Source organism: Pseudarthrobacter sp. MDT3-1 (assembly GCF_054510755.1).
This window is the reverse complement of sequence record NZ_JBTNDX010000004.1, coordinates 93798-119496: the sequence shown is the minus strand read 5'-3', so window position 1 is coordinate 119496 and position 25699 is coordinate 93798. Positions and strand designations below refer to the sequence as shown.

The window sequence follows — 25699 nt, the reverse complement described above, 5'->3', positions numbered from 1 at the left end:
TTTTGTCCAGATAATCCGAGTTGCGCGCCCGGGAAGGCGCGTTATCTGGACAAAAAGTCAGGCCAGCCGGGTGGCGCGGAGTATGGTGTCGCCGATGATGGCTTCCTCGCCGTCCGGGCCTGTTGCCGTCCGCTCCCGCGTGGTGTTGACCTCCAGCTGCCAGTCCGGCGAGTCCAGGCCGAGTTCCGCCACGAGCTGCGCCGGGGTGTAGAACATCTCCGGTCTGGTGTGGTTTCCCCATGGCGGCAGGTGGTCCGGATGGTGGCCCACGATCAGCAGCGTGCCGCCCGGCTTGACCGCCGCAGCCGCCATCCGCAGCGGACCCTGCCACGCCAGGTGCGGCGAATGCAGGAACTGCGAAGTCACCAGATCAAAGGTGGCCGCGGGCTGCCACTCCTCCAGGTCACACTGTTCCCAGTGGATGCGGCTGGGAATTTCACCGGCTCCCTGCGCGTGCACACTCTCGCGGTCCAGGGCCGCCTTTTCGTGGCCGAGCGCCCGATCCAGCGCGACAGCGGAAACGTCGACGCCGGTGACGGTCCAGCCCTGCTGGGCGAGCCAGATGGCGTCGGCCCCTTCGCCGCAGCCCAGGTCCAGGGCCTTGCCCGGCTTCAGTCCCGCGCCTTCGCGGACCAGTTGCGGGTTGGGTTTCCCGCTCCAGAATTTCGGCTTGCTCCGGTACCTTTCGTCCCACGCCTCGGCGGCACTGCGCTGCGGTGCATCCCCCAGCCGGGTGTCGCCGTCGTCCGTTGTGTGGTGGTGGTCCGCACCCTGTTCAGTCATGCCTCAAGCCTGCGCCTGCCGGGCACCCAAAGGCAACGCCAGCACCCCTGCCCCACCTGCATGAGAGAGGCCAAGGCGCGGGGATGGTACGCTTATGGGACTTGATGTGCAGTGATGCCCGCTCGTCCCTTGATTTGGGAAGCGGGTTTTTTCATGTGAGAGGCACATCCTGCGTCGATGAACGCGTTCCATTTGGTCCCAGCCGCCGCTCTGAATTGGGCAGCAGCACGGTTGATCACCTGACTTTTCTTCGGCGAAACCCTTGAGCCAACCGGCATCGGGGGCCGATATCCGCACGGATACCGCCTGAAAGACCATGAAATATATGACTACTTTTGCTGCCCTCGGCACGCCCAAAGCACTCGCCGACACCCTCACCGCACAGGGAATTGTTGAGCCGTTCCCCATTCAGGTCAAGACCCTCCCGGACACCCTGGCCGGACGCGACGTCCTGGGCCGCGGCCGCACCGGTTCCGGCAAGACCATCGCTTTCGCCATCCCGCTTGTAGCACGACTCGCTGAGCGGGAAGCCAAGCACTTCCGCAAGCCCGGCCGCCCCATGGGCCTGGTCCTCGCCCCGACCCGTGAACTGGCCACCCAGATCAACGCCACCATCGAGCCCATGGCCAAGGCCATGGGCCTGACCACCACCGTGATCTACGGCGGCATTTCCCAGGCTCGCCAGGAAAAGGCACTGCGCGCCGGCGTCGACATTGTCATCGCCTGCCCGGGCCGCCTGGAGGATCTGATCCGCCAGCGCATCCTGACCCTCGAAGGCGTCGAGATCACCGTGCTGGACGAGGCCGACCACATGGCCGACCTCGGCTTCCTCCCGGTGGTCAAGAAGCTCATGGACATGACCCCGAGCCAGGGCCAGCGCCTGCTGTTCTCCGCAACCCTGGACAACGGCGTGGACAAGATCGTCCAGCGTTACCTGTCCAACCCGCTGACCCACGCTGTGGACGAATCACAGGCCGCCGTGACCACCATGGAGCACCACGTCCTGGTGGTCAACGACCAGACCGTCAAGAAGCAGCTGATCGTTGAGCTCGCCTCGGGTGCCGGCCGCCGCGTCCTCTTTATGCGGACCAAGCACCACGCTCGCAAGCTGGCCAAGACCCTGACCGACGCCGGGATCCCCGCCGTCGACCTGCACGGCAACCTCTCGCAGAACGCCCGTGACCGCAACCTGGCCGAGTTTTCCTCCGGTGACGTCCGCGTCCTGGTGGCCACGGACGTCGCAGCCCGCGGCGTCCACGTGGACGACGTCGAACTGGTGATCCACGTGGATCCGCCCACAGAGCACAAGGCATACCTCCACCGCTCAGGCCGTACGGCCCGCGCAGGTTCGGACGGCACCGTTGTCACGCTGACCCTCCCGGAGCAGCAGTCCGACGTCAAGAAGCTGATGAAGGCTGCCGGCGTCGAGGTTAACTTCGAGCGCGTCACCGCCAACTCCCCGCTGGTTGCTGAGCTCGTGGGCGAAATGGCCGACAAGATCGATCCGCGCACCCGCGCCGCTCTGTTGGCCAAGAAGTCCGCGCAGGGTGGCGGCACCTCTACGGGTGCCAACGCCGAGCGCAAGCGCGCCCGTCGCAGCCAGGAAGGCCCCACAGCCGGTGGCCGTGGCGGCCGAGGTGGACGTGGACGCGTCTCCGCTGAGCCGACCCGCACCGATCTTCCGAGGGCCGAGCGCCGCGCTGTTGCCTACGAAGGCCGCACGGAGGCACGGGCAGCATTTGACCGTGTAGCTGAGCAGAACGAGGACCGCGCCATTGCAGCAGCTGCTGCTCGCCGCAATTCCCGCGGCGTCACAGCCTCCACGCACCGCAACGACGTCCCCGCAGCAGGTGGCCGTGCAGCGGCCGGCCGCGGTTCAGACGGCCGTTCTGATTCACGCGTTACCCGCAGCGATGCTCCCCGTGGCGGCACGGGCCGCCCGGCTACCACCGGCGGACAGCGCGGCGGACGTCCGGCAACGGGCCAGCGCGCAGCCGGTGCCCGCACCGCAGGCGCCGGTGCAGGTGCCCGCACGGGTGGATCCGGCCAGCGCGCCGGAGCCTCCACGGGTAACTCGGGCAACGCCGGCAACGCCGGCAACAAGGCTGTTTGGTCCTCCAACACCGGCGGCACGTCCGGTGGCTCGTACGCCGGTAACGGTGGCGGCAGTGGCCGTCCGGCACGCAGCGGTCCCCGCCGTGCGTCGGCCCCGGCCTCGAACGAACGCCGCAGCCGCTAAGCAGCCCTAACCGCCATCGTGTGCTCCGTAACCGCCGTTTAGAAGGTTCATAACGGCAGTTACGGAGCACTCGATTGGTTGTTAACCGGAACTACCAGCCGCGGGCACGCCACTCCTCAAGGTGCGGGCGTTCCGCACCCAGGGTGGTGGGGCTGCCATGGCCCGGGTGCACCACGGTGTCATCCGGGTAGGCCTCGAACAGCCGCGCGGTAACATCGTCCAGCAGCGACGTGAACCGCTCAGGGTCATTCTGGGTGTTGCCCACGCCGCCCGGGAACAACGAATCCCCGCTGAAAATGTGGGCAGGCCCTTCCGGGTCCTGGTACACAAACGCGATCGATCCCGGAGTATGGCCGCGCAGGTGCACGGCGGTGAGCTCGAAGCCTTCCACGGCGCAGGTATCCCCATGCTCCAGGATCCGGTCCACCGGTACGGGCAGCGCCTCGGCGTCGTCCTTTCCGGCAACGGTTGGCGCGCCGGTCGCTTCCACCAACGCCGGCAGTGCCCGAACATGGTCCCAATGCTGGTGCGTCGTTGCAATCTGCGCCAGTTTGGGCGTGGCCGCGGTATCCGCAGCGGCGCCCTGCAGCATCGCCTGGATGGCCGGAAGGTCGTCTGCGGCATCAATCAGCAGCTGTGCGCCGCTGGCCTTCGCGGTCAGCAGGTACACGTTGTTGTTCATCTCGCTGACGGAGATGCTGCGGATGGTGATGTCGCGTAGGTCGTGAATGAGCGTGTCCATGGGCATCAGTCTATTCACGGCCCTGGGACACCCAGTTGGGGTCCGCCGAGCGGGAGCCGACGACGGCGTCCGCGGCCTGGTCCAGCGCCTCCAGTTGCGCCGGGGTCAGGTCCAGGGACAGGGCGCCCAGGTTTTCGTCGATCCGGTGCGTCTTGCGCGTGCCGGGGATGGGGACCACGGCCAGTCCCAACCGTTTGCCCTGCTCCAGTAGCCACGCGAGTGCAACCTGGGCGGGCGTTGCGGAAAGCTCGGCGGCTATCGTCCGCACGGTGGCCACGACTCCCTGGTTCGCGTCAAAGGCGTCCGCGGCGAACCGCGGGATCCGGCGTCGGAAGTCGTTGGCTCCCAGGCTGGAAGCGTCCACCGTGCCGGTGAGGAATCCCCGGCCCAGTGGCGAATACGGCACAAAGCCCACGCCCAGGCTGGCCGCGGCCGGAACTACGTTGCGTTCCACGTCCCGGCTCCAGATGGACCATTCGCTTTGGACCGCGGCGATGGGGTGCACGGAGTCGGCTTCGGCCAGCTCCTGCGCGGTCACCTCTGACAGGCCAAGGTGTTTGACCTTGCCCTGCTGCACCAGCCCCGCCATGGCCTCCACGGTTTCCACAATCGGAACGCGGAGGTCACGGCGGTGCATGTAGTAGAGGTCGATCACGTCCGTGCCAAGCCGCTTCAGGCTGGCGTCGACAGCCTGCCGGACGTAGGCGGCATCTCCCCGGACATCCGTGTAGCCATCAGCCGGCGAGCCCACCAGGGAAAACTTGGTGGCGAGCTGCAATTCACCCCGCCGGTCCTTGAGCAGCTGCGCGATGAGTTGCTCGTTGCTGCCTCCGCCGTAGATGTCCGCGGTGTCAATGAAGCTGACGCCGGCATCCACCGCATGGTGCAGGGTTTTGAGGGCCTCGTGCGGGTCAACTTCGCCGTAGACCGGGGTGAGGGCCATGCCGCCGAAACCGAGGGGGCTGACGTTAAGGCCGTCGCCGAGGTGTACCAATGGTGCAGTCATGAGCGCTTTCCATTCGTTTGTGGATTCTCGTCCCAGCCAAGAACCCCGGCCCTTGCCCGAGTATTCCTAGGCAGTGTCCTGGATTCCTAGCCGGTGGCCTGGCCCCACGGGATGATCCGGTCGGCGCCCCGGCGCGTGGCCTCGATCATCACCGCGTTGGCTTCATCCGGGCCCGCCGCCCATGCCTCCGCTGCGGCCCGCTCCATGCCGAACTCCACGTGCCGGTCCACCAGCCGGGCCAGCCGCAGCGCGGGAGGGCTGTCCATGAACCAGACCTCATCCAGCTGCGCCCTGACGTCCTTCCACTGAGGCGTCTCCGCCAGCAGATAGTTTCCCTCGGTGATCACCAGCGGCACGGACGCGGGGACTGCGATGGACGCGGCCACCGGTTCGTCCAAAGTCCGCCGGAACTCGGGCGCGTACACCACTGCCTCTTCCCGCCGCACGAGCCGCTGCAACAGCGAGAGGTAGCCGCCGACGTCGAACGTGTCCATTGCGCCCTTGCGCTGCCGCAGCGGTGTGCCGTTGATGATCGCGTTACCCAGGTGGAAGCCGTCCATCGGCACCACGACGGCGGTATCAGGACCGAACTCCCGCTGCAGCCGGGCCGCAAAAGTCGATTTACCCGAGCCGGGCGCACCCGTGATGCCCAGGAGTGTGCGCCGGCCGCTATCGAGCCTGTGCCGCAGGGCGTCGAGTGCCTGCTGTACTTCGGGGGAGTCCATGGCAAAAGCCTAAACCGGCCGCTGGTTCTCCCCGGCTTTCGCGCGCACCCACGGGATTCCGACGGCGGGTCGCCGGGACACGCAGTCGGACGGCCTCAGAGGTGGGGAGACTCAGCGGGGGGCAGCGGCGGAAGGGACGGGGGCCGCAGCAGGTTTAGCCGGCAGGGCTTTCAGTCCGGCCGCGCAGCCCACAATCCCCCCAATGAAGAGCACCTTCAACAAGCTGAAGGGTTCGACGCCGGTGGCCATCGCCCAGCCAACCGTCAGGGCAGCCCCGACCCCCACCCAGACGGCGTAAGCCGTTCCCAGCGGAATGCTGCGGATGGCCAGGCCGAGACCGACCATGCTCAGGGTGGCCGTCACGGCGAAAACAAGAGTGGGCAGGGGCCGGGTGAAACCGTCGGACTGGCCCAAGGCGGTGGCCCAGACGGCTTCCAGTACGGCGGAGGCCAGCAGCATCAGCCAGGCAGTCGAACGCTGGTTCATTACGCCACCACCTTCAGGCCAACCACGCAAGCGGCGATGCCGGTGAGCAGCAGCAGGCGCGCCGTCGTCGGACGTTCCGCCCTGGTGATGATCGCGTAGGCGGACGTCAGCACCACGCCCACGCCCACCCACACGGCGTACGCGGTGCCGGTTGGGATGGACTGCATGGCGATGGCGAGGCCGGCCATGCTGGCGAGGACGGAGACCAGGAAGAGGAGGGCGGGCGAGAGGCGGCGCCGGCCGGTAGCTTGGAATGTCCGGTGCAGGGCGGCGGCCCAGACGGCCTCCAGCGCCCCGGAAAGAATGAGGATTAACCACGACATGACAGATCCTTTGGCCAGTCTTGTCGCGTGCCGGGTACTGAACCGTCGTCCGGAGGGTCCTTCGCGGAGCCTTGTTTCCAGCTTAGCAACGCCCGACGGAGGGTGGCCGGGTTGGTGGCCAACCTCACCGCAGCGGTCCCCGCCCAACTGAGTAGCGCTAAGTGTCGTTTTGAGGGCTCAAAACGACACTTAGCGCTACCTGGTTGGGGGAGGGCAGGGTGCTTACAGGGCGCCGCCGGCTGTCTCCGGGGCGGAGGAGTCGCGGCCCCCGTTGCCCACGGTTTCGCGGGCGATGAAGTTCTCGATGTCGAACAGGTTGTCCGCGCGCTCGGCGATGTTAAAGAGGGTGGTCATGGCGGCGACCTCCTCCACCTGCTCCTTGAGGAACCAGAGCATGAACTGCTCGCCCAGGGCGTCGTCCTCGGAACGGGCGGCGCGGAACAGGGCCTCGATCGCGGACGTCACTTCCTTCTCCTGCTCCAGCGCCAGGGCCAGCGGCTCGGTCACGGAGGAGAAGTCGTTGCGCACGGTGGGGACGCCCGGGATGGTGAATTCAATGTCGCGGTCCAGCATGTACTGCACCATCATCATGGCATGGTTCCGCTCTTCCACCGACTGCCGGTAGAAGTAGCGGGCCAGCTGCGGGAGGTCCTGGTTGGCGAACCAGGTGGCCACGGCAATGTACTGCTGCGAGGCCGCGAATTCGTTGCCGATCTGGGTGGACAGGAGCGCATTAAAGGGTGTGGAGGTCATAGGCCGAGTCTAGGAGCGCCGTACGCCGCTGACCAGTGTGGAAAGGCTCAGATAACGAAGGCGAGGCTAGCCTGCAGCGCTGGATCAGGCAGTCACGCGGTCGATCGAAACCACGGCCAGGAAGCCGCGGCCCAGGATTTCGGGGGTCCCGGTATCGGAACCGACGACGGCGTCATACCGGTTGAGTGCCTCGGGCTCCCCGGGTACGGGGGCAGCTTCGTCGGCGTCGGCTTCCGGGGCGGCAGCGGCTTCCACTGCGTCCACGGCTTCCGCGCTGACGCTGAGGCTGCCCGCACTGACAGCGGCCTGGCCCTGCAGCAGCACCGCGAGCTGGCCCTCAAAAACCGGGTGCGCGCGCTTTTTGGAGAGCTCGATGATGGACGTGAAGCCCTTAAACGAGCCCGTCCGCGTGATGACATTCAGGTCGCGGATGTCCCCGGTGGGCAGGGCGCTGTGCGCAGCAGCTTCGCCGGAGAACCTGAACGGCCGGTACTTTTCCAGCGGATGCTCGGCGCCGTCCACGGTGAGAAGGAGCAGCTCGCCGTCGATCACGGTCAGCACGCGTTCCATGCCCGGGAACGCCGAGAAATCCCCGGCCTTGCTGACGTCGGCGATGCTGACCCGCCAGTCCCAGGCGCCGTCCTGCGCCGAGGCGGCTTTCGGGTGGCTGGCAAGCTCACGGGTCACCCCGCCGCCGTTACGCCACGGTTCGGACCTGAGTTCTGCGAAGCGGATGATCTCCATCGGACCAGCCTAGTTTGTTTGGGGGTCCCCGCCACGCGTGGCATGCTGGGCAAACGCGCCAGGGGATCACCGACGGACAGAGCCGCCTGCTGACATCCTGGCTCGGGGAATTCAGCGTGGTGCAGGACTACTCGTGGCCCCTGCAGGACACGAACGTCCTCCACGTTGTAACGCCGTCGGGCGAAGGATTCATCGTCAAGGCGAGCACCACAAGCCACCATATCCGCCGCGAGATCGCCGCCCATGCCGGCGGGTTCGACGGGCTTCGCGGCCGGGTTCCGGCGTTACGGCATGCCTCGGCGGAGGCCGGGATCCTGGTGACGGAGTTCCTGCCGGGGGTCCTGGTCGAGGGGACCCCGGCCGAGGATGATCCGGAAACGTACCGCCAGGCGGGGGCGCTGTTGGCGAGGATTCACCGGCCCGCCGGGGTCTCGTCCACCTACGCAAAAGCCCTCACGGCAAAGACCCGGGCATGGATGGACCGCGCCCACGGGCTGCTGCCCGAATCGCAGCTCGAAAGCTTTGAACAGGCGCTCGATGCACTGCGGCCGGGCGTGGCGCGGCTGGTGGCAACGCACGGCGATTACCAGCCGAGGAACTGGCTGCAGGACAACGGTCAGATCAAGGTCATCGACTTCGGCCGTGCCGAACCGCGTCCGTGGGTGCACGATCTGGTGCGGCTCAGCCACCAGCGGTTCGTTGGCAGGCCCGACCTGGCGGACGCGTTCCATTCCGGCCTGGACAAAACGGTGGCACCCGCGGAGGCTGACCTGTGGCGGCTGGAGAACCTGAACCAGGCCATCGGCACGGTGGTGTGGGCCAACCAGGTGCGGGACACCGCGTTTGAGCAGACGGGCCGCACCATGGTGGAGCGTGTGCTGTCCGGCGGCTGAAATGGAGCAGGCCAACATCGGCGCACGGGGTACTTGCCTGTTAGTCTCCTCCGGGGGGACTATGCGAAGACAGCCTGAAGGAGCCGGAAATGTTCGTCAAAGTGTGTGGTCTCAGTACGCCCGAATCAATCCGTGCAGCCGTGGAGGCTGGGGCGGACGCCGTCGGCTTTGTCCTGACGGCCAGCCCGCGGGTGGTCTCGCCGTCGCAGGTTTCCGCGCTGCTGGCGGACGTGCCGGAAGGGGTGGTTGCCGTTGGCGTTTTCCGGCATGAACCGGTCGCCGATGCCATTGCCATCGCCCGTTCCGCCGGACTCGAATGGGTCCAACTCCATGCGGACCTCACCCCCGAAGACGTCACAACAATGCACGACGCCGGCATGAAGCTGATCAGGGCGGTCACCATGGCAGCCACGGCAGACGCGTTCGCCAACTGGGGGGAGGAACTCCTGTTGATTGATGCCGCCGTGCCCGGGTCCGGAGAGGCTTGGGACTACGCCTCGATGGTGGACGTGACGGCGCTCCAGGACCGCAAGTGGCTGCTGGCCGGCGGGCTGGATCAAGACACCGTGGCGCACGCCACTGCCGCCTCAGGCGCGTGGGGCGTGGACGTCTCCTCCGGCGTCGAGGTTTCCCGTGGTGTGAAGGACCTGGACAAGATCCGGGCCTTCGTGAAGGCCGCCAAGGGCTGAGGCCCGGTCCAGGTTTCTGGGTCCAAGTTCCAGGGCCGAAGAGCAGGGGCCAATCAGGGCAGACCCCTACGTTTTTGTCAGACCCCGCGGGGCACAATGGACAGATGAAGACTCTGCTCAACATCATCTGGCTGGTATTCGGTGGACTCTGGCTTGCCCTGGGCTATTTCCTGGCCGGTATTATCTGCTGCCTGCTGATCGTCACCATTCCGTGGGGCATCGCGTCGTTCCGCATTGCGGCGTACACGCTCTGGCCGTTCGGGCGCATGGTGGTGGACAAGCCGGGCGGAACGGGCGTGTTCTCGCTCCTGGGGAATGTCATCTGGCTGGTGGTGGCCGGCATCTGGATCGCGATCGGCCACGTGGTCACGGCCATTGCCATGGCGGTCACCATCATCGGCATCCCGCTGGCCATCGCCAACCTCAAACTCATACCGGTCAGCCTGATGCCGCTGGGCAAGCAGATTGTGCCCACCAACAGCCCGTTCGTTACCGCGTACCGTTAGCCGGCGGCATTCCCCGGGGCTTCGCTAAACCCGGGGACCAGTCCCTGGGCTTCGAGCTCCTCTGACCGGAGCGCCCGCAGCACGCAGAATTCGTTGCCGTCCGGGTCGGCCATGACCACCCAGGTCACCTCCGGCCCCTGCCCGACGGAAATGCGCGACGCGCCAAGGGCTTCGAGCCGCTGCACCTCCTCGGCCTGGTCATCCGGACGCAGGTCCAGGTGCAGCCTGTTCTTGAGCTCCTTCCGCTCGGGCACCTTTAGGAACAGCAGGTCCGGGCTGACGCCGTCGGCCGGGCTGCCTGCGGGCGGTTCCAGTACGATTTCGTCGTCCACCTCGTAGGTGCGGCGCCACCCCAGGGCCTTCTCCCAGAAATCGGCGGGCACTCTGGGATCGGTTGAATCGATGCTGACGGCTTGGATGCGCAGGTTCATCCGAGCAGTCTTGCACCGGCCGCCGTGTCCGTAAAGGCTGATGGCGGTTGCGCGGAAGAGTCAGGCCAGCTCGCCCTGCAGGTTCCGGCGGGCGGCATCGAGCCACAGTTCCCGTGCGCGGTCGCCGTGGAAAAGGGGGTCCAGTTCCAGCAGATGACGGACGACGGCGGCGCGGCCGGCCGCGAAGTCGGCGTCGCCGATGTGCGCGTAGTCTTCCCGGACGGCGGCCACATACCGGGCGTACGGCTCAGGTTCGCCGCCAAGGACTGACAGGTCCGCGTCGCAGAGGAGGGCGCCGTCGTCGTCCCCTGGCTCGGGGCGGTGGTCCGATGTCAGCCGCACCAGCCGAGCCACCTCGTCAACATCGGCGGCCGGGAGCCCCGCGTCCGTGAGGCGCTCCTCTGCGAGCCGGGCCGATTCCTCCTCGTCCTGGCCGGCGACCCCGCGGTACACGGCATCGTGGAACCAGGCTGCGAGCAGCACTGTCCGCGGCGGATCGGCGGGATCGGCGAGCAGGTCCAAAGCCTCCAGAACTGCCAGCAGGTGCGTGCAGCCGTGATACCGGCGGTGGTCCTCGCTCCAGCGGTCCAGCAGGTCAAGGAAGAGGGCGTCGTGGCCGGGCATGATGGCTTCCCAGCGGTTCAGCAGCGGGACCTTGAGTGACTTGTTGCGCCGCCGGGCCGGGATGCGCAGCCCGCTGGCGATGAGCTTGCGGACCAGGATCCGGGCTTCCACGGCGATGGCGCCCGCGGCGACGAGGTCGTCGAACCGGCGCTCGGCAACGTCGTAGTGGTCGCCGTCGAACGCCCGGTCCGGGATGCCGGCCGCGGCGGCGAAGGCGTGCAGTTCCGCCAGCGACGTGTCCGAGATGAGGTGCGAAAAGTGCGTGCCGTGGGCGGGCCACAGCGGCGGATCAAGGTAAATCGCCATGGGGGAAGTCTAGTGCGGCGGCTCTCCGCGGGGCCGGTCAGGAGCCGGCCGGCAGGATGTTCTGGTTTCCCTGGAAGACGTTCCGCGGATCGAAGTCATGCTTGACCCTGGCCAGCCGCGCGTAATTCCCGTTTCCGAACGCGGCGCGGATGCGCTCCTGGCCCTCGTTGCCGATGAAATTGAGCCACACCCCGCCTGTGGCATAGGGCGCAATCTTGCCGCGGAAGTCCTTCACCCAGGCCTTGGCCAGCTGGCCTTCCTCGGGTGTTGGCGAGATGCCGTAGGGATGGCTCACCCAGGCCGCGTTCCGGTTGATCAGGGGCGTGGCCGCGCCAGCGTTCCCGCCGACGGCGCCGCCCCACCGGGCGATGAGCTGCTGGGACGTGGCATCGGGAAGGTTCCGGGCGGATTCCACGAACAAGTCCAGGGCCGCGTCGGGAAGTTCGTTGTGGTAGTCCGCGCTCCAGTAGTTGTAGTGGTCCGGCGGATCGTCCAGGGAGGACTGGAAATCGGCGTACGGGGTGTCGGCCACGAGGTCCACTGCAGGCCCGAGCTCGCGGAACGGCCGCGCGTGCTCGGAGCCTTCCTCGGGCTCACCCGCGTAGAGGTAGGCAATGAGAGTGGCCATCTTTCCCACGAGGTGCTCGGGTACAAACGGCTCCGGTGGTGCCGTGAAATAGAGGAGCGCCAGGCCAACACCGTCAGGGGCTGCCAAGGCCAGGTCCCGGAACGCCCGGGAAACGTCGGTGGCCGCCTCCCCGGGCCACAGCCACATCCCGGCGTGGACCACGGGGCCGAGCCTGTGCGCCTGGAACGTGAAGGACGTGGCCACGCCGAAATTGCCGCCGCCGCCGTGGAGGGCCCAGAAGAGTTCCGGGTTTTCCCGGGCGCTCGCGGTGACGCGCTCGCCGTCGGCCGTCACCAGGTCCACCGAGACGAGACTGTCGCACGCGAACCCGAAGGACCGCTCCAGCCACCCGGATCCGCCGCCCAGGGTGAAGCCGGCGACGCCGGTGGTGGAGGCACGCCCGCCGGTGACCGCCAGGGCATGCTCCTGGGTGGCGCGGTCGAACTCGCCCCAGGTGACGCCTGCCCCGGCGGTGACGATGCCGGATTCGGGGTCCACGTCGATCGACTTCATGGGCCGGACATCGATTACCAGGCCGTCGTTGTTCATGGACATTCCGGCCACTGAGTGGCCGCCGGCACGGACAGCGATGGCGAGGGAATTTTCCCGTCCATAGCGGAGGGCTTCGGCCACGTCCGCGTCATTCGAACACTGGGCAATCACCGCCGGACGCCGGTCAATCATGGCGTTGAAGACCTTCCGGGCCGGGTCATAGTCGGGGCTGTCAGGCCTGATCCACTTCATCACAAACGCTCCTCAGCGACTGCGGCCCCTCCCCTCCACATAGCGTAGGACTTGGGCCCGTGACGTTCCATAGGCGGCCCAAGTGAACCCTCGAGCGGGAACGAAAACAGCGTGAACGTCATCTTCGGATACGCGGAGAAAACTCATAAGAAAACACGCAAATGCGGACTAGAATCATGAAATGCCCACTATTCGCGTATCCGAAGCAGCACGGTTCCTCGGCGTCAGTGACGACACGGTCCGGCGCTGGACAGAGAACGGCAGCCTCACCCCCGTGAAGGACGACGCCGGCCGGCTGGCAGTCGACGGCCTGGAACTGGCAAGGCACGCCCAGAAGCTCGCGCAGCTTCCCGAGGACCCGCACCGTTCAGGAAGTTCGGCGCGCAACAGGTTCGTCGGCCTGGTCACGGGGATCACTGCGGACAAAGTCATGGCCCAGGTGGAACTCCAGTGCGGGCCGTTCCGGGTGGTGTCGCTGATGAGCAGCGAAGCCGTCCGCGATCTGGGCCTGGAACTGGGCTCCGTGGCCACCGCGGTGGTCAAAGCAACCACAGTCATAATCGAAACCCCGCACGGAAAGAGCATCATTTGAGCACCCGCAAACGCGCCAGAGCCGCCATCATCACGGCTGCCCTCATGCTGGGCCTCGCCGCGTGCGCACCGGCTACGACGCCCACGGCCACACAGCCCGCCGCGTCGCATTCCCCGGACGCCGCCGGCCAGGTGTCCGGGACGATCACGGTCTTCGCAGCCGCGTCGCTCAAGGCCACGTTCACCCAGCTGGCCAGCGACTTCGAGGCGAAGAACCCCGGCACCAAGATCGTGTTGAGCTTCGCCGGCTCCTCGGACCTGGTCACCCAGATCACCCAGGGCGCACCGGCCGATGTTTTTGCCTCCGCCGACACCAAGAACATGACCAAGCTTGCCGACGCCAAGCTCCTGGACGGCACCGCGAAGAACTTCGCCACCAACGTCCTGGAGATCGCCGTCCCGCCGTCCAATCCGGCGTCGATCGCGTCCTTCGCCGACCTGGCCAAACCAGGCGTCAAGGTGGTTGTCTGTGCCAGCCAGGTTCCGTGCGGGGCCGCCGCGGACACTGTGGAAAAGGCCGCAGGCGTGACCCTTTCGCCGGTCAGCGAGGAGTCATCGGTGACGGACGTCCTGGGCAAGGTCACCTCGGGCGAGGCCGACGCCGGGCTGGTCTACGTCACCGACGTCAAAGGCGCCGGTGACAAGGTCGAGGGAATCCCGTTCGACGAATCCGGCAAAGCGGTCAACACCTATCCCATCGTCACAGTAGGCTCGAGCCGGAACAAGGAACTGGCGGCAGCCTTCATCGCCATGGTGACCGGCGCCGACGGGCAGAAAACCCTCAACGCGGCCGGCTTCGGCGCCCCGTAAGTAAGCCGCACCCAAGGAGAGCATGAGACAGGCCAGGAACGGCGGGTATGGCGGCGTCCCACGCTGGATTTACGTCCTGGCGGCTGCGGGTGGCCTGTTCGTGGTGCTGCCGCTCGCGGCCATGGTGGCGAAGGTCAACTGGGCCCAGTTCATCCCGCTGATCACGTCGGAAGCGTCGCTGCAGGCCCTTGGGTTGAGCCTGCGCACGTCCGCGGCCAGCACCGTCCTGTGTATCGTGCTGGGTGTGCCGCTGGCCCTGGTCCTGGCCCGCGGCAGCTTCCCCGGCCAGCGCTTCCTCCGCTCACTGGTCCTGCTCCCGCTGGTTCTTCCGCCCGTGGTGGGCGGCATCGCACTCCTGTACACGTTCGGGCGGCAGGGGCTGCTGGGCCGGACGCTGGAAGTGGCTGGCCTGCAGATCGCCTTTTCAACGACGGCGGTCATCCTGGCCCAGACGTTTGTGGCCCTTCCGTTCCTGGTGGTCAGCCTCGAGGGTGCACTGCGGACCGCCGGGAACCGGTACGAAGCGGTGGCCGCGACGCTCGGCGCCGGGCCCACCACGGTGCTCCGCCGTGTCACTCTCCCGCTCGTGCTGCCGGGGCTGGCCTCCGGCGCAGTGCTGTCCTTCGCCCGCAGCCTGGGCGAATTCGGCGCCACCCTCACGTTCGCGGGCAGCCTGCAGGGGGTGACCCGGACCCTGCCGCTGGAAATCTACCTGCAGCGGGAAACGGACGCCGATGCCGCCGTCGCGCTTTCCCTGGTCCTCGTGGCGGTGGCGGTTGCCGTGGTGGCGCTCGCGTACCGCAGTCCCCGCGCCGCCGAACGGGCCCCAGCACTAAGCGGGGAACGCACGACGCCGGCGCCCGGCCAGGGCGGTGCGGTCCGGTGACGTTCTCGGTTCAGGCCGCCGTGGCCAGCCGCGAGTTCGACGTCTCCCTCGCGCTGGGCCCGGCCGAAACGGTGGCCGTTATGGGAGCCAATGGCGCGGGCAAATCCACCCTGCTGAACGTCATCGCGGGCCTGCTGCACCCGGACTCGGGCACGGCCGAACTGGACGGCAAGACGCTGTTCGACCTCACCGCCGGACGCGGCGAATGGACGGCTCCGCACCGGCGCGGCACGGCGCTCCTGGCCCAGGAACCGCTGCTGTTCCCGCACCTGAGCGTGCTGGAGAACGTGGCCTTCGGACCCCGGAGTGCGGGGGCCTCGAAGCAGGCCGCGCGGGAGTCCGCCCTGCGGTGGCTCACGGAAGTGGAGGCGACGGAGCTGCAGTCCCGCCGACCGGCCGAGCTCTCCGGCGGCCAGGCGCAGCGCGTTGCGGTGGCGCGGGCGCTCGCCGCCGACCCCGGGCTCCTCCTCCTGGACGAACCGATGGCCGCTCTGGATATCCATGCGGCGCCGCTGCTCCGGCGCCTGCTCAAGCGCGTGCTGGCCGGCCGCCGCGCCGTCATCATCACCCACGACGTCCTGGATGCCCTGATGCTGGCCGACCGGGTGGTCATCCTCGAAAACGGGCGGATCAGCGAGGAAGGCCCCACCCGCGACATCCTCCAGCGCCCGCGCAGCCGGTTCGCGGCCGGACTCGCCGGGCTCAACTTTGTGGCCGGCCACCTGACCGAACACGGTCTGCGGGCCGGTGCCCTCAACCTCTATGGCCACCGCGACGCAGCCGCCCCGCTCCCTACCGGGCAGCCGGGCGTGGCTGTCTTTCCGCCGTCGGCCGTTTCCGTTTTCCTCACCGAAGCGCATGGCAGCCCGCGGAACTCCTTCGCCGTGACCATTACCGACCTGGAGCCGCACGGGGACGGGATCCGGGTCCGCGCCGGGGAGGGCGGGCAGCTGAGTGCGGACATCACGCCGGCTGCCTCTGTTGATCTCGGGCTGGCGCCGGGCATGCAGGTGTACTTCGTGATCAAGGCCGGCGCCGTCGCCATCTACCCCGGCTGAAGAGGCGGAATACGCGGGTAGGCTGGTCAGCGTCGCAAGCTGGGTCATCACGGCCAAGCACTGCAACTCAACATCGCTGAAGTCCGTCCGCCTGGGCACCACGTACCTGGAAACCGGCGGAACGGTGAAAACGGTGGCCGCCCGCTATCCGTCCTGCGCTGGCGATGTCCTGCTCCTGATCTGACTGGCCTAACAGACCACCGGGCGGGTGGCTCATTGGGGGAGCCGCCTGCCCTACATCCCCGGGATATCGAGGGTTTCGTGGATCTCGATAGTGGCGCCTGCGCCGGACATGAAGTGCGGGTGGCCGTCCATCAGGGCAACGGCGGCGTCCAGATCCTCGGCCTGGATGATGCTGTAGCCGCCCACTGTGGCTGCCGTATCAGCGACGGACGAGCCGTCCATGACTTTGGTGGCGCCCAGCGGTGTGCCGAGGTCAACAATGCCGTCGCCGGCCTTGGCCGCCCAGTCCATCCACATTTTCATGCCGGCTCGGCCGCTTCGGGGCTCGCTTCGGCCAGGGCTTTGCGGGCCGCGGCGGAGGGGTGCCGGGATCGGATTCTTCCATGGGCAGCGCTCGGCTCTGGACAGGCAGTTCGCCGTCGGCAAACATGGGGCATGGAGGGCATTTCCTCAAAGTTGAGCGTTGTAGACTCAACTTAGCAATCATGCACATCCCGGAAGGAGCTCTCTTTGGACGTCAAATTCACCACCAAGAGCCAGGAGGCTCTTTCGGCAGCAGCCATGAACGCCTCCACGGCAGGGAACCCCCAGGTGGAACCCGCCCACCTGCTCAAGGCCTTGATGGATCAGCGGGAGGGCGTCGCCGTCGCGCTTCTTCGCGCCACGGGCGCCGACCCGGATGCCGTCAGCGTGCAGGCGAGTGGCGCCATCAAGGCGCTGCCGGCAACGTCGGGCGGCTCCACACAGCAGGCGCAGCTGTCCCGGCCCGCCCTGCAGGCCATCCAGAACGCCAAGAATGAAGCGGACCGGCTGGGTGACACGTATGTCTCCACCGAAGTGCTGCTGTTGGGGCTCTCTGCCGGGAGCGACGCCGTCGGGCGGTTAATGCGCGACGCCGGTGCCTCCCATGAAGCGCTGCTCGCCGCCCTGCCGGGTGTTCGCGGCGACCGCAAGGTCACCACGCCGGACCCGGAAAACACGTTCCAGTCGCTGGAGAGGTTTGGCACTGACCTCACCGCGATGGCGCGTGCGGGCAAGCTGGACCCGGTGATCGGCCGCGACACCGAGATCCGGCGCATCATCCAGGTACTGAGCCGCCGCACCAAAAACAACCCCGTGATAATCGGCGAACCGGGCGTGGGCAAGACTGCCGTCGTCGAAGGTCTCGCGCAGCGCATTGTGGCGGGCGATGTCCCGGAAAGCCTGCGGGGCAAGACGCTGATCGCCTTGGACCTCGCCTCCATGGTGGCCGGGGCGAAATACCGCGGCGAGTTCGAAGAGCGGCTCAAGGCAGTCCTGGAGGAGATCAAAAACTCCGAAGGCCAGATCGTCACGTTCATCGACGAGATCCACCAGGTGGTGGGGGCCGGCGCCTCCGGCGAGTCCTCCATGGATGCAGGCAACATGCTCAAGCCCATGCTTGCCCGCGGCGAACTGCGGCTGATCGGTGCCACTACGCTTGATGAGTACCGCGAGAACATCGAGAAGGACGCCGCCTTGGAGCGCCGCTTCCAACAGGTCTATGTAGGTGAACCCAGTGTTGAGGACACTATTGGCATCCTCCGTGGCCTGAAGGAACGCTACGAAGCCCACCACAAGGTCACTATCGCAGACTCCGCCCTCGTGGCTGCCGCCACGTTGTCCAACCGCTACATCTCGGGCCGGCAGCTGCCGGACAAGGCCATCGACCTGGTGGACGAGGCAGCTTCCCGGCTGCGCATGGAGATCGATTCAGCACCGGAGGAGATCGACCAGCTCCAGCGTGTGGTTGACCGGCTCACGATGGAAGAGCTGGCATTAGTCGATGAGAAGGATGCGGCATCGGTTGAGCGACTGGCCGCCTTGCGCGCCGACAAGGCCGACAAGTCGGAAGAGCTCAATGGCCTGAAGGCCCGCTGGGAAGCCGAGAAGGCGGGTCTCAACCGGGTGGGCGACCTGAAGGCAAAGCTGGATGAACTCCGGTCCGCGGCGGACAAGGCGTACCGCGAAGGCGATCTCGAGACGACGTCCAGGATCCAATATGGCGAGATTCCAGCCCTGGAACGCGAACTGAGTGCCGCAGCGGCCGCTGAGGAAGCCAACACTGACAAGTCGGGCCAAATGGTGGCCGAACAGGTCACAGCAGACGACATTGCCGAGGTCATTTCCGCGTGGACCGGTATTCCTGCCGGCCGCATGCTGCAGGGCGAAAGCCAGAAGCTGCTCCATATGGAAGAGGACCTGGGCAAGCGCCTGATCGGCCAGTCGAAAGCTGTGGCCGCGGTGTCCGACGCCGTCCGCCGTGCGCGTGCCGGCATCAGCGACCCCAACCGGCCCACTGGTTCGTTTCTGTTCCTGGGGCCTACGGGCGTGGGCAAGACGGAGCTGGCCAAGGCGCTCGCTGATTTCCTGTTCGACGACGAACGCGCCATGGTGCGGATCGACATGTCAGAGTACGGCGAGAAGCATTCTGTGGCGAGGCTGGTGGGTGCGCCTCCGGGGTATGTCGGTTACGAGGAGGGCGGCCAGCTGACTGAGGCCGTTCGCCGTCGGCCCTACTCGGTCATCCTGCTGGACGAGGTGGAAAAAGCCCACCCGGAGGTTTTCGACATCCTCCTGCAGGTGCTCGACGACGGCCGCCTCACCGATGGGCAGGGCCGCACCGTGGACTTCCGCAACGCCATCCTGGTCCTCACCTCCAACCTGGGCAGCCAGTTCCTGGTGGACCAGTCGCTGGACGCACGGGCCAAGCGGAGCGCCGTGATGGCCACCGTGAATGCCTCCTTCAAGCCGGAGTTCCTGAACCGCTTGGACGAAGTGGTGCTGTTCGACGCCCTGACCGTGGATGAACTGGCGCACATCGTTGAGCTGCAGGTGGCCGAGCTTGGAAAGCGGCTGCACGACCGCAGGCTCACCTTGGAGGTTTCAGAAGGGGCCCGCGCCTGGCTGTCCATGTCAGGCTACGATCCCGCGTACGGTGCCCGGCCGCTGCGCCGCCTGGTCCAGCGCGAGATCGGCGACCGCCTGGCCAAAGCCATCCTGTCCGGCGACATCGCGGACGGCGACACGGTGCGCGTGGACACCGCTGCCGACGTCGACGAACTCACCATCGAAGGACTCGAAGCTCTGGCAGGGCGCGACGGCGGTGCTTCCGCCGGCATGGGCCTGGTGGTGCGGCGGAAGGAGTAGGGGTCCTGCGGGGCTCGGGCGAACCTATTTCAGGGCAGCAGATTCCCGTATTTCATAGCTGAGGTTTTGGTGGTCCGCATCCATTTCGTTGACTTGGATGCGGTATCCGTCGGGGTCATTGACAGTGATGAAACGGCCGAACGTTTCGTCCATGATGTCCGACGGGGCATATGCGGCAGCTCTTAGTCGCTCTGCGGTGAGCTCCAGCTTTTCGTCCGTGGAGAAGTGCAGCGCTACTGCTCCGGCATCTGAGTGTGTGGTTCCCGCTTGGGCAATGTGGAGCCGAAGTTGCCCGCCGTTGCCGTGCAGGTCCGCCCAGGTTCCGCTTGTTGCTGCAGCGTTCTCGTTCAACCCAAGGGTGGAATAAAACTTGTTGGCGAGCTCGATGTTCCGCACGAAGCGGATCGGAGTAACTCTCATTTGGTTGAACCTTCCTTGTTGAGGGCCTGGGTCAGCGTTTCTTCGACGAACGACGACAGTGATAGTCCGCGTTCGATTGCTGCGTGTTTGACCTGCTTGACTAGGTCTGTTGGCAGGTAGATGTTGAACTGTGTCTTGTCGGCCACACCCGCCCCTGAAGGTCCTGAGCCAACGCGATGGTCAGCATGTTCGGCGCCGCCTTGGACATCTTGTAGGCATAACCTGTTGACAGGTCTGCGAACGTACCGCTGGCCTGGCCGACAGGGAGCCCAGGCGCGAGGTCACGTTGACGATGATCGGGTCGGGCGCCGCCAGCAGGTTTGGCAACAGAAACTGCGCCAGCCATCGCGCTCAATTTCCTCCAAGCCGCTACGAAGCGGGAACGAGCCTGAAGGCATAGCGTCCGTCTGGGCCGCTGCCGGGATTCATGGTGAAGTCTGCACCGTCGGTGTCCAGCTTCACTTGCGCCGCGAACACCCCGCCGTCGCACGCGACACGGACTGGTTCCAGAACGGCGGCGCCTGCCCAGCTCGCCAATGACAACTCGACGTCGGCGGGTCCTTCGCACAGGAAGTGCAGTTTGTATTTGCCGGGCTGCGCCGTTGCGCCTTGGGACGAGGAGCCAGCCGCACCCTCAGCCGGGCCACCGTGCTCACAGCCCGTCAGCGATACCACAAGTGCGGCCGAAACGAACAGGACCCGTGTGCGCTGAGTCCGCGTCCCCCAAAGAGCTGACATGCCCCGAGTCTAAACCCCCAGCCCAAAGGTCAAACCAGCGAACCGCCGAATGCAATGAAGCCGTAGGCTCTGTATCCGTTCGCGTGTAATGCGGCCTGTTAGGGCAGTGCGCTGGCGTTGATGACGTTCCCGCCGTCGGCTGTGACGTAGCAGTCCACGCGCCGGTCGCCTGATTCCCAACTGGTGCTGCTGGGGTAGGCCCGCTGGAAGTTCAGCGTGTACTCGTTCGCTGCCGGTCCCAGCTTGGCCGCCTGGCAGGCCTCCAGGGCCTTGGCGGCAAGGGCCTCCCGGCCCGGATAGGAGCCGACGGCGGGGTAGCGGAAAACGGCCACAAGCTGGGCTGAGTGGCCTGTATCGCAGGCCACCACGGTTGACCGCAAAGCCTCGGGGTCAAAATCCTTGAAGCAGTCGCCCAGCCGGTAGTCCGGCGGCTCCACACCCTCACGGGGGAGCGGGAGTGGCGTGACCAGGGGAGTGGGTGAGATTTCCACGATCCCCGAGCCGCCGTCGTCGGACGTCTGGGGCGCCTCGGAATCCAGCCACACGGCGAGCCACACCAGGCCTCCCACCACGCCGAGCAGAACCACCACAAAGACGGCCTTCAGGAAAGTAGACGCGACCTGCCGGGGCTTCCGGACCGGGCCCTCCATGGCAGGCGCCGTGACCGCCACCTGCGGCAACCCTGCGGTGGGCGGAGCGCTGGGTTTGGGCGGGACGGGGCGCGATTCCTGGTTCTCCATCCGGATACCCCTCCTGGGTGTCGCCTCGTGATGCTGCACGCCCCATGCACCCGGATCGGCAGCTGATGAAGAGACTCTATCCAACAAAAAAGCCGGGAACCCCGCGCGTCGCCGCGGATAGGGTACCCGACATGGCGTCCGCGCGCACGGGCCGGGGCGCACCGGGCGCGGAAAGCATGTAATCTAGGTGTTACGACAAATTGACCAAACATTCCGGGGCCTCACCGATAGCCAAGGTGACCACCTCCGGTCCGAGTACAAAAGGGGGTCACGCCATGGGGCGCGGCCGTCAAAAGGCAAAAGCTACCAAGCAGGCTCGGGATATTAAGTACTATTCCCCGAACACTGACTATTCGGCCCTTCAGCGAGAGCTCAAAGGTCCTGAAGGTCGTGCCACGAGCCATTTCGCGAATGACCCGGTTGAACCGGATTATTCGGCTTATGTGGATAAGTACGCGGACGATTTGGAAGAAGACGGCGACGAGGTACACACCCGTCGGATCGGCTAGTTGTTGCACGCCGGCCCCGCCGCAAGGCGCCCGGCCCCGCGACGCTGCAGTACGTTCGGACGCCGTTCGTTAGTACAGCGCTTCTTTTCAGCACCCCGGATCCCAGCGGACCCTCGGTGCTGGCCTCAGTTATCAGGCCCGTTGCCTGCGCCGGAACCCGGTGCCGGTGGCGGGCTTTTTGGTGTTGACTGGAGGCGTTGATGCGTGTGCCGCCCGCGAAAGGACCTCCCATGCCAGGAAACTCCTCATCCACCAGCTACCGCCACGGTGAACCGTGCTGGGCTGACGTCCAGACCCGGGACGTGGAGGCAGCCCAGGCCTTCTACGCAGCGGTGTTCGGGTGGACCTTCAAGGACCTGCCCACGCCCGATGGCCGCAGCTATGCCCAGGCGTTCGTGGGGGAGGACCTGGTGGCCGTGGTGGCGCCGCAGAACCCGCACCAGGAATCTCTCGGCACGCACGCCCAATGGAACATCTACTTCGCGGCCGAGGACGCCGGTGCGCTGGCCGAGGAAGTTCCCCAAGCCGGCGGCGCAGTGCAGTTCGGCCCCGAGGAAGTGGCGGACACCGGCGTGATGGTGTTTGTGGATCCTCCCGGCGGCGGGACCACCGGCGTGTGGCAGCCCGGAACGCACACGGGCTCCGGCCGGTACAACGAGGCCGGTGCGCTGTCCTGGACGGAGCTGCTGACGCCCGAGCCGCGGGCCGCCGTCGGGTTCTTCCAGCAGCTGTTCGGCCACGAGGTGACCGAGTATCCCCAGGACGACGGCGGGACGTACAGCACGCTGATGGTGAACGGCGCGGAGGTGGCCGGGATCGTCGCGGCCGAGGCGCCTGCCAGGTGGCAGATATACTTCGGCGTCACCGACGTGGCCGATGCCGTGCGGAAAGCCGTGGCGGCGGGCGCGGAAGTGCTGATCGCGCCGGAGCCGGATGACGACGATACTCCCGGCGCCACGGCCACCCTCAAGGACCCGCAGGGCGGTGTGTTCAGCCTGCTGGAGGTTTAGCGCCTGACGCTTAACGCATCGAGTGCTCCGCAACCGCCGTTTTCAAGGTTCAAAAGGGCGGTTGCGGAGCACTCGATGAGGGTTTAGGCGTAGGCGTTGACCAAGCGGACGGCGCCGCCGTCCACACCCTTGGCGCCCTGGACGTAGTCCGGACCGGTCTTGAGGATGGAATCCGAGTCCGCGGTGACGGTGCCCATGATCCAGGACGGGACGCCGCGGTCGTTGAGGCGGGCCACGGCGGCGTCGGCGGCTTCGGCGGACACGATGGCCACCATGCCCACGCCGAGGTTCAGGGTGCGCTCGAGGTCGGCCAGCGGGACGTTGCCCAGCTCGGAGACCAGCTTGAAGATGGCCGGAAGCTCCCAGGTGGCGCGGTCCACGGTGGCCACGAGGCCCTGCGGCAGGACGCGGGCCAGGTTGGCGGCCAGGCCGCCGCCGGTGACGTGGCTGAAGCCGTGCACGGCGTTGGCGCTGTTCACCGGGAAGGCGCGGGCAAGGTCCAGGCAGTCTGCAGCGTAGACGCGGGTGGGTTCCAGCAGTTCCTCGCCCAGCGTGCGGCCGAGTTCGGAGACCTGGCGGTCCAGTGCCCAGCCGGCGTGGTTGATGACGCGGCGGACCAGGGAGTAGCCGTTGGAGTGCAGGCCGGAGGAGGCCATACCAATTACAACGTCGCCGGCGCGGACGCGGTCCGGGCCCAGCAGGTCGGAGGCCTCGACAACACCGGTGGCGGCACCGGCAACATCGTATTCGTGCTCGCCCAGCAGTCCGGGGTGCTCGGCGGTTTCGCCGCCCACCAGGGCGGTGCCGGCCACGGAGCAGGCCGCGGCGATGCCTCGGACGATGTCCGCGATACGCTCGGGGACAACCTTGCCGCAGGCGATGTAATCGGTCATAAAGAGCGGCTCGGCGCCTACTACGACGATGTCGTCAACCACCATGCCCACCAGGTCAAAGCCAATGGTGTCGTGGATGTCCATGGCCTGCGCAATGGCAACCTTGGTGCCCACGCCATCGGTGGACGTGGCCAGCAGCGGGCGCTTGAAGGTCAGCAGGCGCGAGACGTCGTACAGGCCGGCGAAGCCGCCCACTCCGCCGATGACGGAGGAATTGTGGGTGGCCTTCACGGCACCCTTCATCAGCTCCACGGCGCGGTCGCCGGCTTCAACGTCAACACCGGCGGAGGCGTACGTGATGCCTGCGGGGATCAGTGGGCTGTTACCGGCGGCGGGGGTTGCGGAAGTCATACGGACTCTTTCTTTTCAGCGCCGGGGATGGTGGCTTCGTGGCGGATCGCAGGCACGTGGTCTTCTTCGGTGAGCAGGTTCTCGAACTCGGCGTCCGGTCCCGGATCGCAGCCGGTGGCGCCGGCCTTCTCCGCCGGGTCCTCCTCGGCGTCGATCGCAAGGGCCGCCGTTGCGCCGGGGAGGGCAGAGGGCGACGGGGTGAGGCCGCCGAGGTCGGTACGCTCCAGCAGGTTCTTGCCCAGTTTGTCCGCGCCCGGGAGCTCGATGGGGTACGTGCCGGTGAAGCAGGCCGTGCAGAGGCGCTCGCGCGGCTGCCTGGTGGCGTTGATCATGCCGTCTTCGGAAATGTACGCCAGGGAATCGGCGCCGATGGCCTGGGAGATTTCCTCGATGGTGGCGCCGTTGGCAATCAGTTCCGCGCGGGAAGCGAAGTCGATCCCGTAGAAGCACGGCCATTTGACCGGCGGGGAGGAGATCTTGATGTGGACGGACGCGGCGCCGGCCTCGCGGAGCATCCGGACAATGGCGCGCTGGGTGTTGCCGCGGACGATCGAGTCATCCACCACCACGACGCGCTTGCCGCGGATCACGGACTCGAGGGCGTTCAGCTTGAGCCGGATGCCCAGCTGGCGCAGGGTCTGCGAGGGCTGGATGAACGTGCGGCCCACGTAGGAGTTCTTGACGAAGCCATGCGCGAACGGGATGCCGGATTCCTCGGCGTAGCCCACGGCCGCGGGGGTGCCGGACTCCGGGACCGGGATGACGATGTCCGCGTCCTGGGTGTTTTCGCGGGCCAGCTGGCGGCCCATCTCCACACGGGACTCGTACACGGAGCGTCCCGCGATGGCGGCATCCGGACGGGCGAGGTAAACGTATTCGAAAACGCAGCCGGCCGGCGTCGCCTCCGCGAAGCGCTTGGAACGCACGCCGTCCTCGTCGATGGCGATGAATTCACCCGGCTCGATTTCACGGATGAAGCTGGCGCCGACGGTGGCCAGGGCGGACTGCTCGGAGGCAACCACCCAGCCGCGCTCCAGCCGGCCCAGGACCAGCGGGCGGATGCCGTAGGTATCGCGGGCCGCGTAGAGGGTGCCTTCGTCCATAAACACGAAGCAGAAGCCGCCCTTGATCTTCGGCAGCAGCTCCATGGCGGTCTGTTCGAGGGTCTTGCCCTCCTCGCCTTCGAGCAGCGCCGTGACCAGGGCGGTGTCCGAGGTGTTGCCCTGCTTCATTTCGCCGCTGAGCTGGCCGCCGTTGCGTTCCATGATCATGGCGTTGAGCTCGGCCGTGTTGGTCAGGTTGCCGTTGTGCGCCAGGGCAACCGTGCCGGTGCTGGTGGCGCCGAGGGTGGGCTGGGCGTTGGCCCAGTGGCTGGCTCCGGTGGTGGAGTAGCGGCAGTGTCCCACCGCCAGGTGCCCGGTCAGGGTGTTCAGCGTGGTCTCGTCGAAGACCTGGGATACGAGGCCCATGTCCTTGTAGACGTTGATCCGCTTGCCGTCACTGGTAGCTATACCAGCCGACTCCTGACCGCGGTGCTGCAATGCATACAGCCCGTAATAGGTTAGTTTTGCTACTTCTTCACCTGGCGCCCAGACCCCGAAAACGCCACAAGCGTCCTGAGGTCCCTTTTCGCCAGGGAGAAGATCATGAGAAAGTTTTCCATCGCCGCGTGCCACTGGTCGATTATCTCACGAGATGCGGTACGACTTTTCCGCCGCCG

29 protein-coding genes and 1 riboswitch are annotated in these 25699 nt (G+C 66.7%); of the genes, 11 read left to right on the top strand and 18 right to left on the bottom strand.

What is annotated here, in order from left to right:
* Positions 1-57: 57 nt before the first annotated feature.
* Positions 58-783: an SAM-dependent methyltransferase gene (locus ACX80X_RS04490; RefSeq protein ID WP_252599074.1), complete on the bottom strand. Its 726-nt coding sequence runs from the start codon at positions 781-783 to the stop codon at positions 58-60.
* Positions 784-1108: 325 nt separating this feature from the next.
* Between ACX80X_RS04490 and ACX80X_RS04485 the strand changes: the two genes are divergently transcribed.
* Complete coding sequence (locus tag ACX80X_RS04485; protein ID WP_459311342.1) at positions 1109-3022, top strand: DEAD/DEAH box helicase; 1914 nt, start codon at positions 1109-1111, stop codon at positions 3020-3022.
* Positions 3023-3113: 91 nt separating this feature from the next.
* Here ACX80X_RS04485 and ACX80X_RS04480 read toward each other — a convergent pair whose 3' ends face one another.
* The 7 genes from ACX80X_RS04480 to ACX80X_RS04450 form a co-directional block, all read right to left on the bottom strand.
* Positions 3114-3764: an MBL fold metallo-hydrolase gene (locus ACX80X_RS04480; RefSeq protein WP_459311340.1), complete on the bottom strand. Its 651-nt coding sequence runs from the start codon at positions 3762-3764 to the stop codon at positions 3114-3116.
* 10 nt (positions 3765-3774) lie between these two features.
* Positions 3775-4770, bottom strand: a complete 996-nt coding sequence (locus ACX80X_RS04475; RefSeq protein WP_459311338.1) for an aldo/keto reductase — start codon at positions 4768-4770, stop codon at positions 3775-3777.
* Between the two features lie 86 nt (positions 4771-4856).
* Entirely contained in the window at positions 4857-5495 is a 639-nt protein-coding gene (locus tag ACX80X_RS04470) for a nucleoside/nucleotide kinase family protein (protein ID WP_252599068.1), read from the bottom strand.
* 111 nt (positions 5496-5606) lie between these two features.
* Positions 5607-5981 carry a DMT family transporter gene (locus ACX80X_RS04465; RefSeq protein WP_252599066.1) on the bottom strand — a complete coding sequence of 125 codons (375 nt, stop codon included), beginning with the start codon at positions 5979-5981 and terminating at the stop codon, positions 5607-5609.
* On the bottom strand, positions 5981-6304 hold the full coding sequence (locus tag ACX80X_RS04460; protein ID WP_252599064.1) for a DMT family transporter: 324 nt from the start codon (positions 6302-6304) through the stop codon (positions 5981-5983). Before ACX80X_RS04460 ends, ACX80X_RS04465 begins: the two co-directional genes overlap by 1 nt.
* A gap of 9 nt (positions 6305-6313) precedes the next feature.
* A riboswitch (guanidine-III (ykkC-III) riboswitch) is annotated at positions 6314-6379 on the bottom strand.
* A 147-nt stretch (positions 6380-6526) separates the two neighbouring features.
* Positions 6527-7057, bottom strand: a complete 531-nt coding sequence (locus tag ACX80X_RS04455; RefSeq protein ID WP_252599062.1) for a ferritin — start codon at positions 7055-7057, stop codon at positions 6527-6529.
* 84 nt (positions 7058-7141) lie between these two features.
* Complete coding sequence (locus ACX80X_RS04450) at positions 7142-7801, bottom strand: HutD/Ves family protein (RefSeq protein WP_459311335.1); 660 nt, start codon at positions 7799-7801, stop codon at positions 7142-7144.
* Between the two features lie 116 nt (positions 7802-7917).
* Between ACX80X_RS04450 and ACX80X_RS04445 the strand changes: the two genes are divergently transcribed.
* From ACX80X_RS04445 to ACX80X_RS04435, 3 genes are all read left to right on the top strand, one after another.
* A complete protein-coding gene (locus ACX80X_RS04445; protein WP_459311333.1) occupies positions 7918-8694 on the top strand; it encodes an aminoglycoside phosphotransferase family protein in 777 nt (258 codons plus the stop codon).
* Positions 8695-8783: 89 nt separating this feature from the next.
* Positions 8784-9383 carry a phosphoribosylanthranilate isomerase gene (locus tag ACX80X_RS04440; RefSeq protein ID WP_459311331.1) on the top strand — a complete coding sequence of 200 codons (600 nt, stop codon included), beginning with the start codon at positions 8784-8786 and terminating at the stop codon, positions 9381-9383.
* Between the two features lie 104 nt (positions 9384-9487).
* Positions 9488-9889 (top strand): YccF domain-containing protein, encoded by a 402-nt coding sequence (locus ACX80X_RS04435; RefSeq protein WP_058930936.1) that lies wholly within the window; start codon positions 9488-9490, stop codon positions 9887-9889.
* On the opposite strand, the gene ACX80X_RS04430 is transcribed toward ACX80X_RS04435, so the two are convergent.
* The 3 genes from ACX80X_RS04430 to ACX80X_RS04420 are packed head-to-tail and all read right to left on the bottom strand — an operon-like array spanning position 9886 to position 12622.
* Entirely contained in the window at positions 9886-10320 is a 435-nt protein-coding gene (locus ACX80X_RS04430; protein WP_252599007.1) for a VOC family protein, read from the bottom strand. The genes ACX80X_RS04435 and ACX80X_RS04430 overlap by 4 nt on opposite strands.
* 60 nt (positions 10321-10380) lie before the next feature.
* Positions 10381-11250, bottom strand: a complete 870-nt coding sequence (locus ACX80X_RS04425; RefSeq protein WP_459311329.1) for a DUF4031 domain-containing protein — start codon at positions 11248-11250, stop codon at positions 10381-10383.
* A gap of 37 nt (positions 11251-11287) precedes the next feature.
* Complete coding sequence (locus ACX80X_RS04420; protein WP_252599003.1) at positions 11288-12622, bottom strand: FAD-binding oxidoreductase; 1335 nt, start codon at positions 12620-12622, stop codon at positions 11288-11290.
* A gap of 181 nt (positions 12623-12803) precedes the next feature.
* On the opposite strand from ACX80X_RS04420, the gene ACX80X_RS04415 reads away from it, so the two are divergent.
* Genes ACX80X_RS04415 through ACX80X_RS04400 form a run of 4 tightly spaced genes read left to right on the top strand, consistent with a single transcriptional unit; the run spans position 12804 to position 15967 of the window.
* Positions 12804-13214, top strand: coding sequence for a TOBE domain-containing protein (locus ACX80X_RS04415; protein WP_056341185.1), 411 nt, complete (start codon positions 12804-12806; stop codon positions 13212-13214).
* A 44-nt stretch (positions 13215-13258) separates the two neighbouring features.
* Entirely contained in the window at positions 13259-14023 is a 765-nt protein-coding gene (gene modA / locus ACX80X_RS04410; protein ID WP_459311426.1) for a molybdate ABC transporter substrate-binding protein, read from the top strand.
* A gap of 22 nt (positions 14024-14045) precedes the next feature.
* Positions 14046-14909: an ABC transporter permease gene (locus ACX80X_RS04405; protein WP_252608160.1), complete on the top strand. Its 864-nt coding sequence runs from the start codon at positions 14046-14048 to the stop codon at positions 14907-14909.
* Entirely contained in the window at positions 14906-15967 is a 1062-nt protein-coding gene (locus tag ACX80X_RS04400; protein WP_252598998.1) for a sulfate/molybdate ABC transporter ATP-binding protein, read from the top strand. The genes ACX80X_RS04405 and ACX80X_RS04400 overlap by 4 nt, the downstream gene beginning before the upstream one ends.
* 234 nt (positions 15968-16201) lie before the next feature.
* On the opposite strand, the gene ACX80X_RS04395 is transcribed toward ACX80X_RS04400, so the two are convergent.
* A complete protein-coding gene (locus ACX80X_RS04395) occupies positions 16202-16453 on the bottom strand; it encodes a YciI family protein (protein ID WP_252598997.1) in 252 nt (83 codons plus the stop codon).
* A gap of 207 nt (positions 16454-16660) precedes the next feature.
* Here ACX80X_RS04395 and clpB point away from each other — a divergent pair, with 207 nt between their 5' ends.
* Positions 16661-19318, top strand: coding sequence for an ATP-dependent chaperone ClpB (clpB, locus tag ACX80X_RS04390; protein WP_459311326.1), 2658 nt, complete (start codon positions 16661-16663; stop codon positions 19316-19318).
* 24 nt (positions 19319-19342) lie between these two features.
* On the opposite strand, the gene ACX80X_RS04385 is transcribed toward clpB, so the two are convergent.
* The 4 genes from ACX80X_RS04385 to ACX80X_RS04370 form a co-directional block, all read right to left on the bottom strand.
* The gene (locus tag ACX80X_RS04385; protein ID WP_459311324.1) at positions 19343-19738 is read right to left on the bottom strand and encodes a VOC family protein; all 396 of its coding nucleotides are present in this window, start codon (positions 19736-19738) and stop codon (positions 19343-19345) included.
* Positions 19735-19884, bottom strand: coding sequence for a ribbon-helix-helix domain-containing protein (locus ACX80X_RS04380; RefSeq protein WP_058930948.1), 150 nt, complete (start codon positions 19882-19884; stop codon positions 19735-19737). Before ACX80X_RS04380 ends, ACX80X_RS04385 begins: the two co-directional genes overlap by 4 nt.
* 223 nt (positions 19885-20107) lie before the next feature.
* Complete coding sequence (locus ACX80X_RS04375; protein ID WP_459311322.1) at positions 20108-20476, bottom strand: hypothetical protein; 369 nt, start codon at positions 20474-20476, stop codon at positions 20108-20110.
* Positions 20477-20574: 98 nt separating this feature from the next.
* Complete coding sequence (locus tag ACX80X_RS04370) at positions 20575-21216, bottom strand: septum formation family protein (protein ID WP_459311320.1); 642 nt, start codon at positions 21214-21216, stop codon at positions 20575-20577.
* A 275-nt stretch (positions 21217-21491) separates the two neighbouring features.
* On the opposite strand from ACX80X_RS04370, the gene ACX80X_RS04365 reads away from it, so the two are divergent.
* Complete coding sequence (locus ACX80X_RS04365; protein ID WP_459311424.1) at positions 21492-21725, top strand: DUF3073 domain-containing protein; 234 nt, start codon at positions 21492-21494, stop codon at positions 21723-21725.
* Positions 21726-21955: 230 nt separating this feature from the next.
* On the top strand, positions 21956-22735 hold the full coding sequence (locus ACX80X_RS04360; RefSeq protein ID WP_459311318.1) for a VOC family protein: 780 nt from the start codon (positions 21956-21958) through the stop codon (positions 22733-22735).
* An 83-nt stretch (positions 22736-22818) separates the two neighbouring features.
* Here the strand turns inward: ACX80X_RS04360 and purM are convergent, their stop codons facing one another.
* Both purM and purF read right to left on the bottom strand, forming a co-directional pair.
* Complete coding sequence (gene purM / locus ACX80X_RS04355) at positions 22819-23979, bottom strand: phosphoribosylformylglycinamidine cyclo-ligase (RefSeq protein WP_459309982.1); 1161 nt, start codon at positions 23977-23979, stop codon at positions 22819-22821.
* Positions 23976-25655: an amidophosphoribosyltransferase gene (purF, locus tag ACX80X_RS04350; RefSeq protein ID WP_252598982.1), complete on the bottom strand. Its 1680-nt coding sequence runs from the start codon at positions 25653-25655 to the stop codon at positions 23976-23978. The genes purM and purF overlap by 4 nt, the downstream gene beginning before the upstream one ends.
* Positions 25656-25699: the final 44 nt, after the last annotated feature.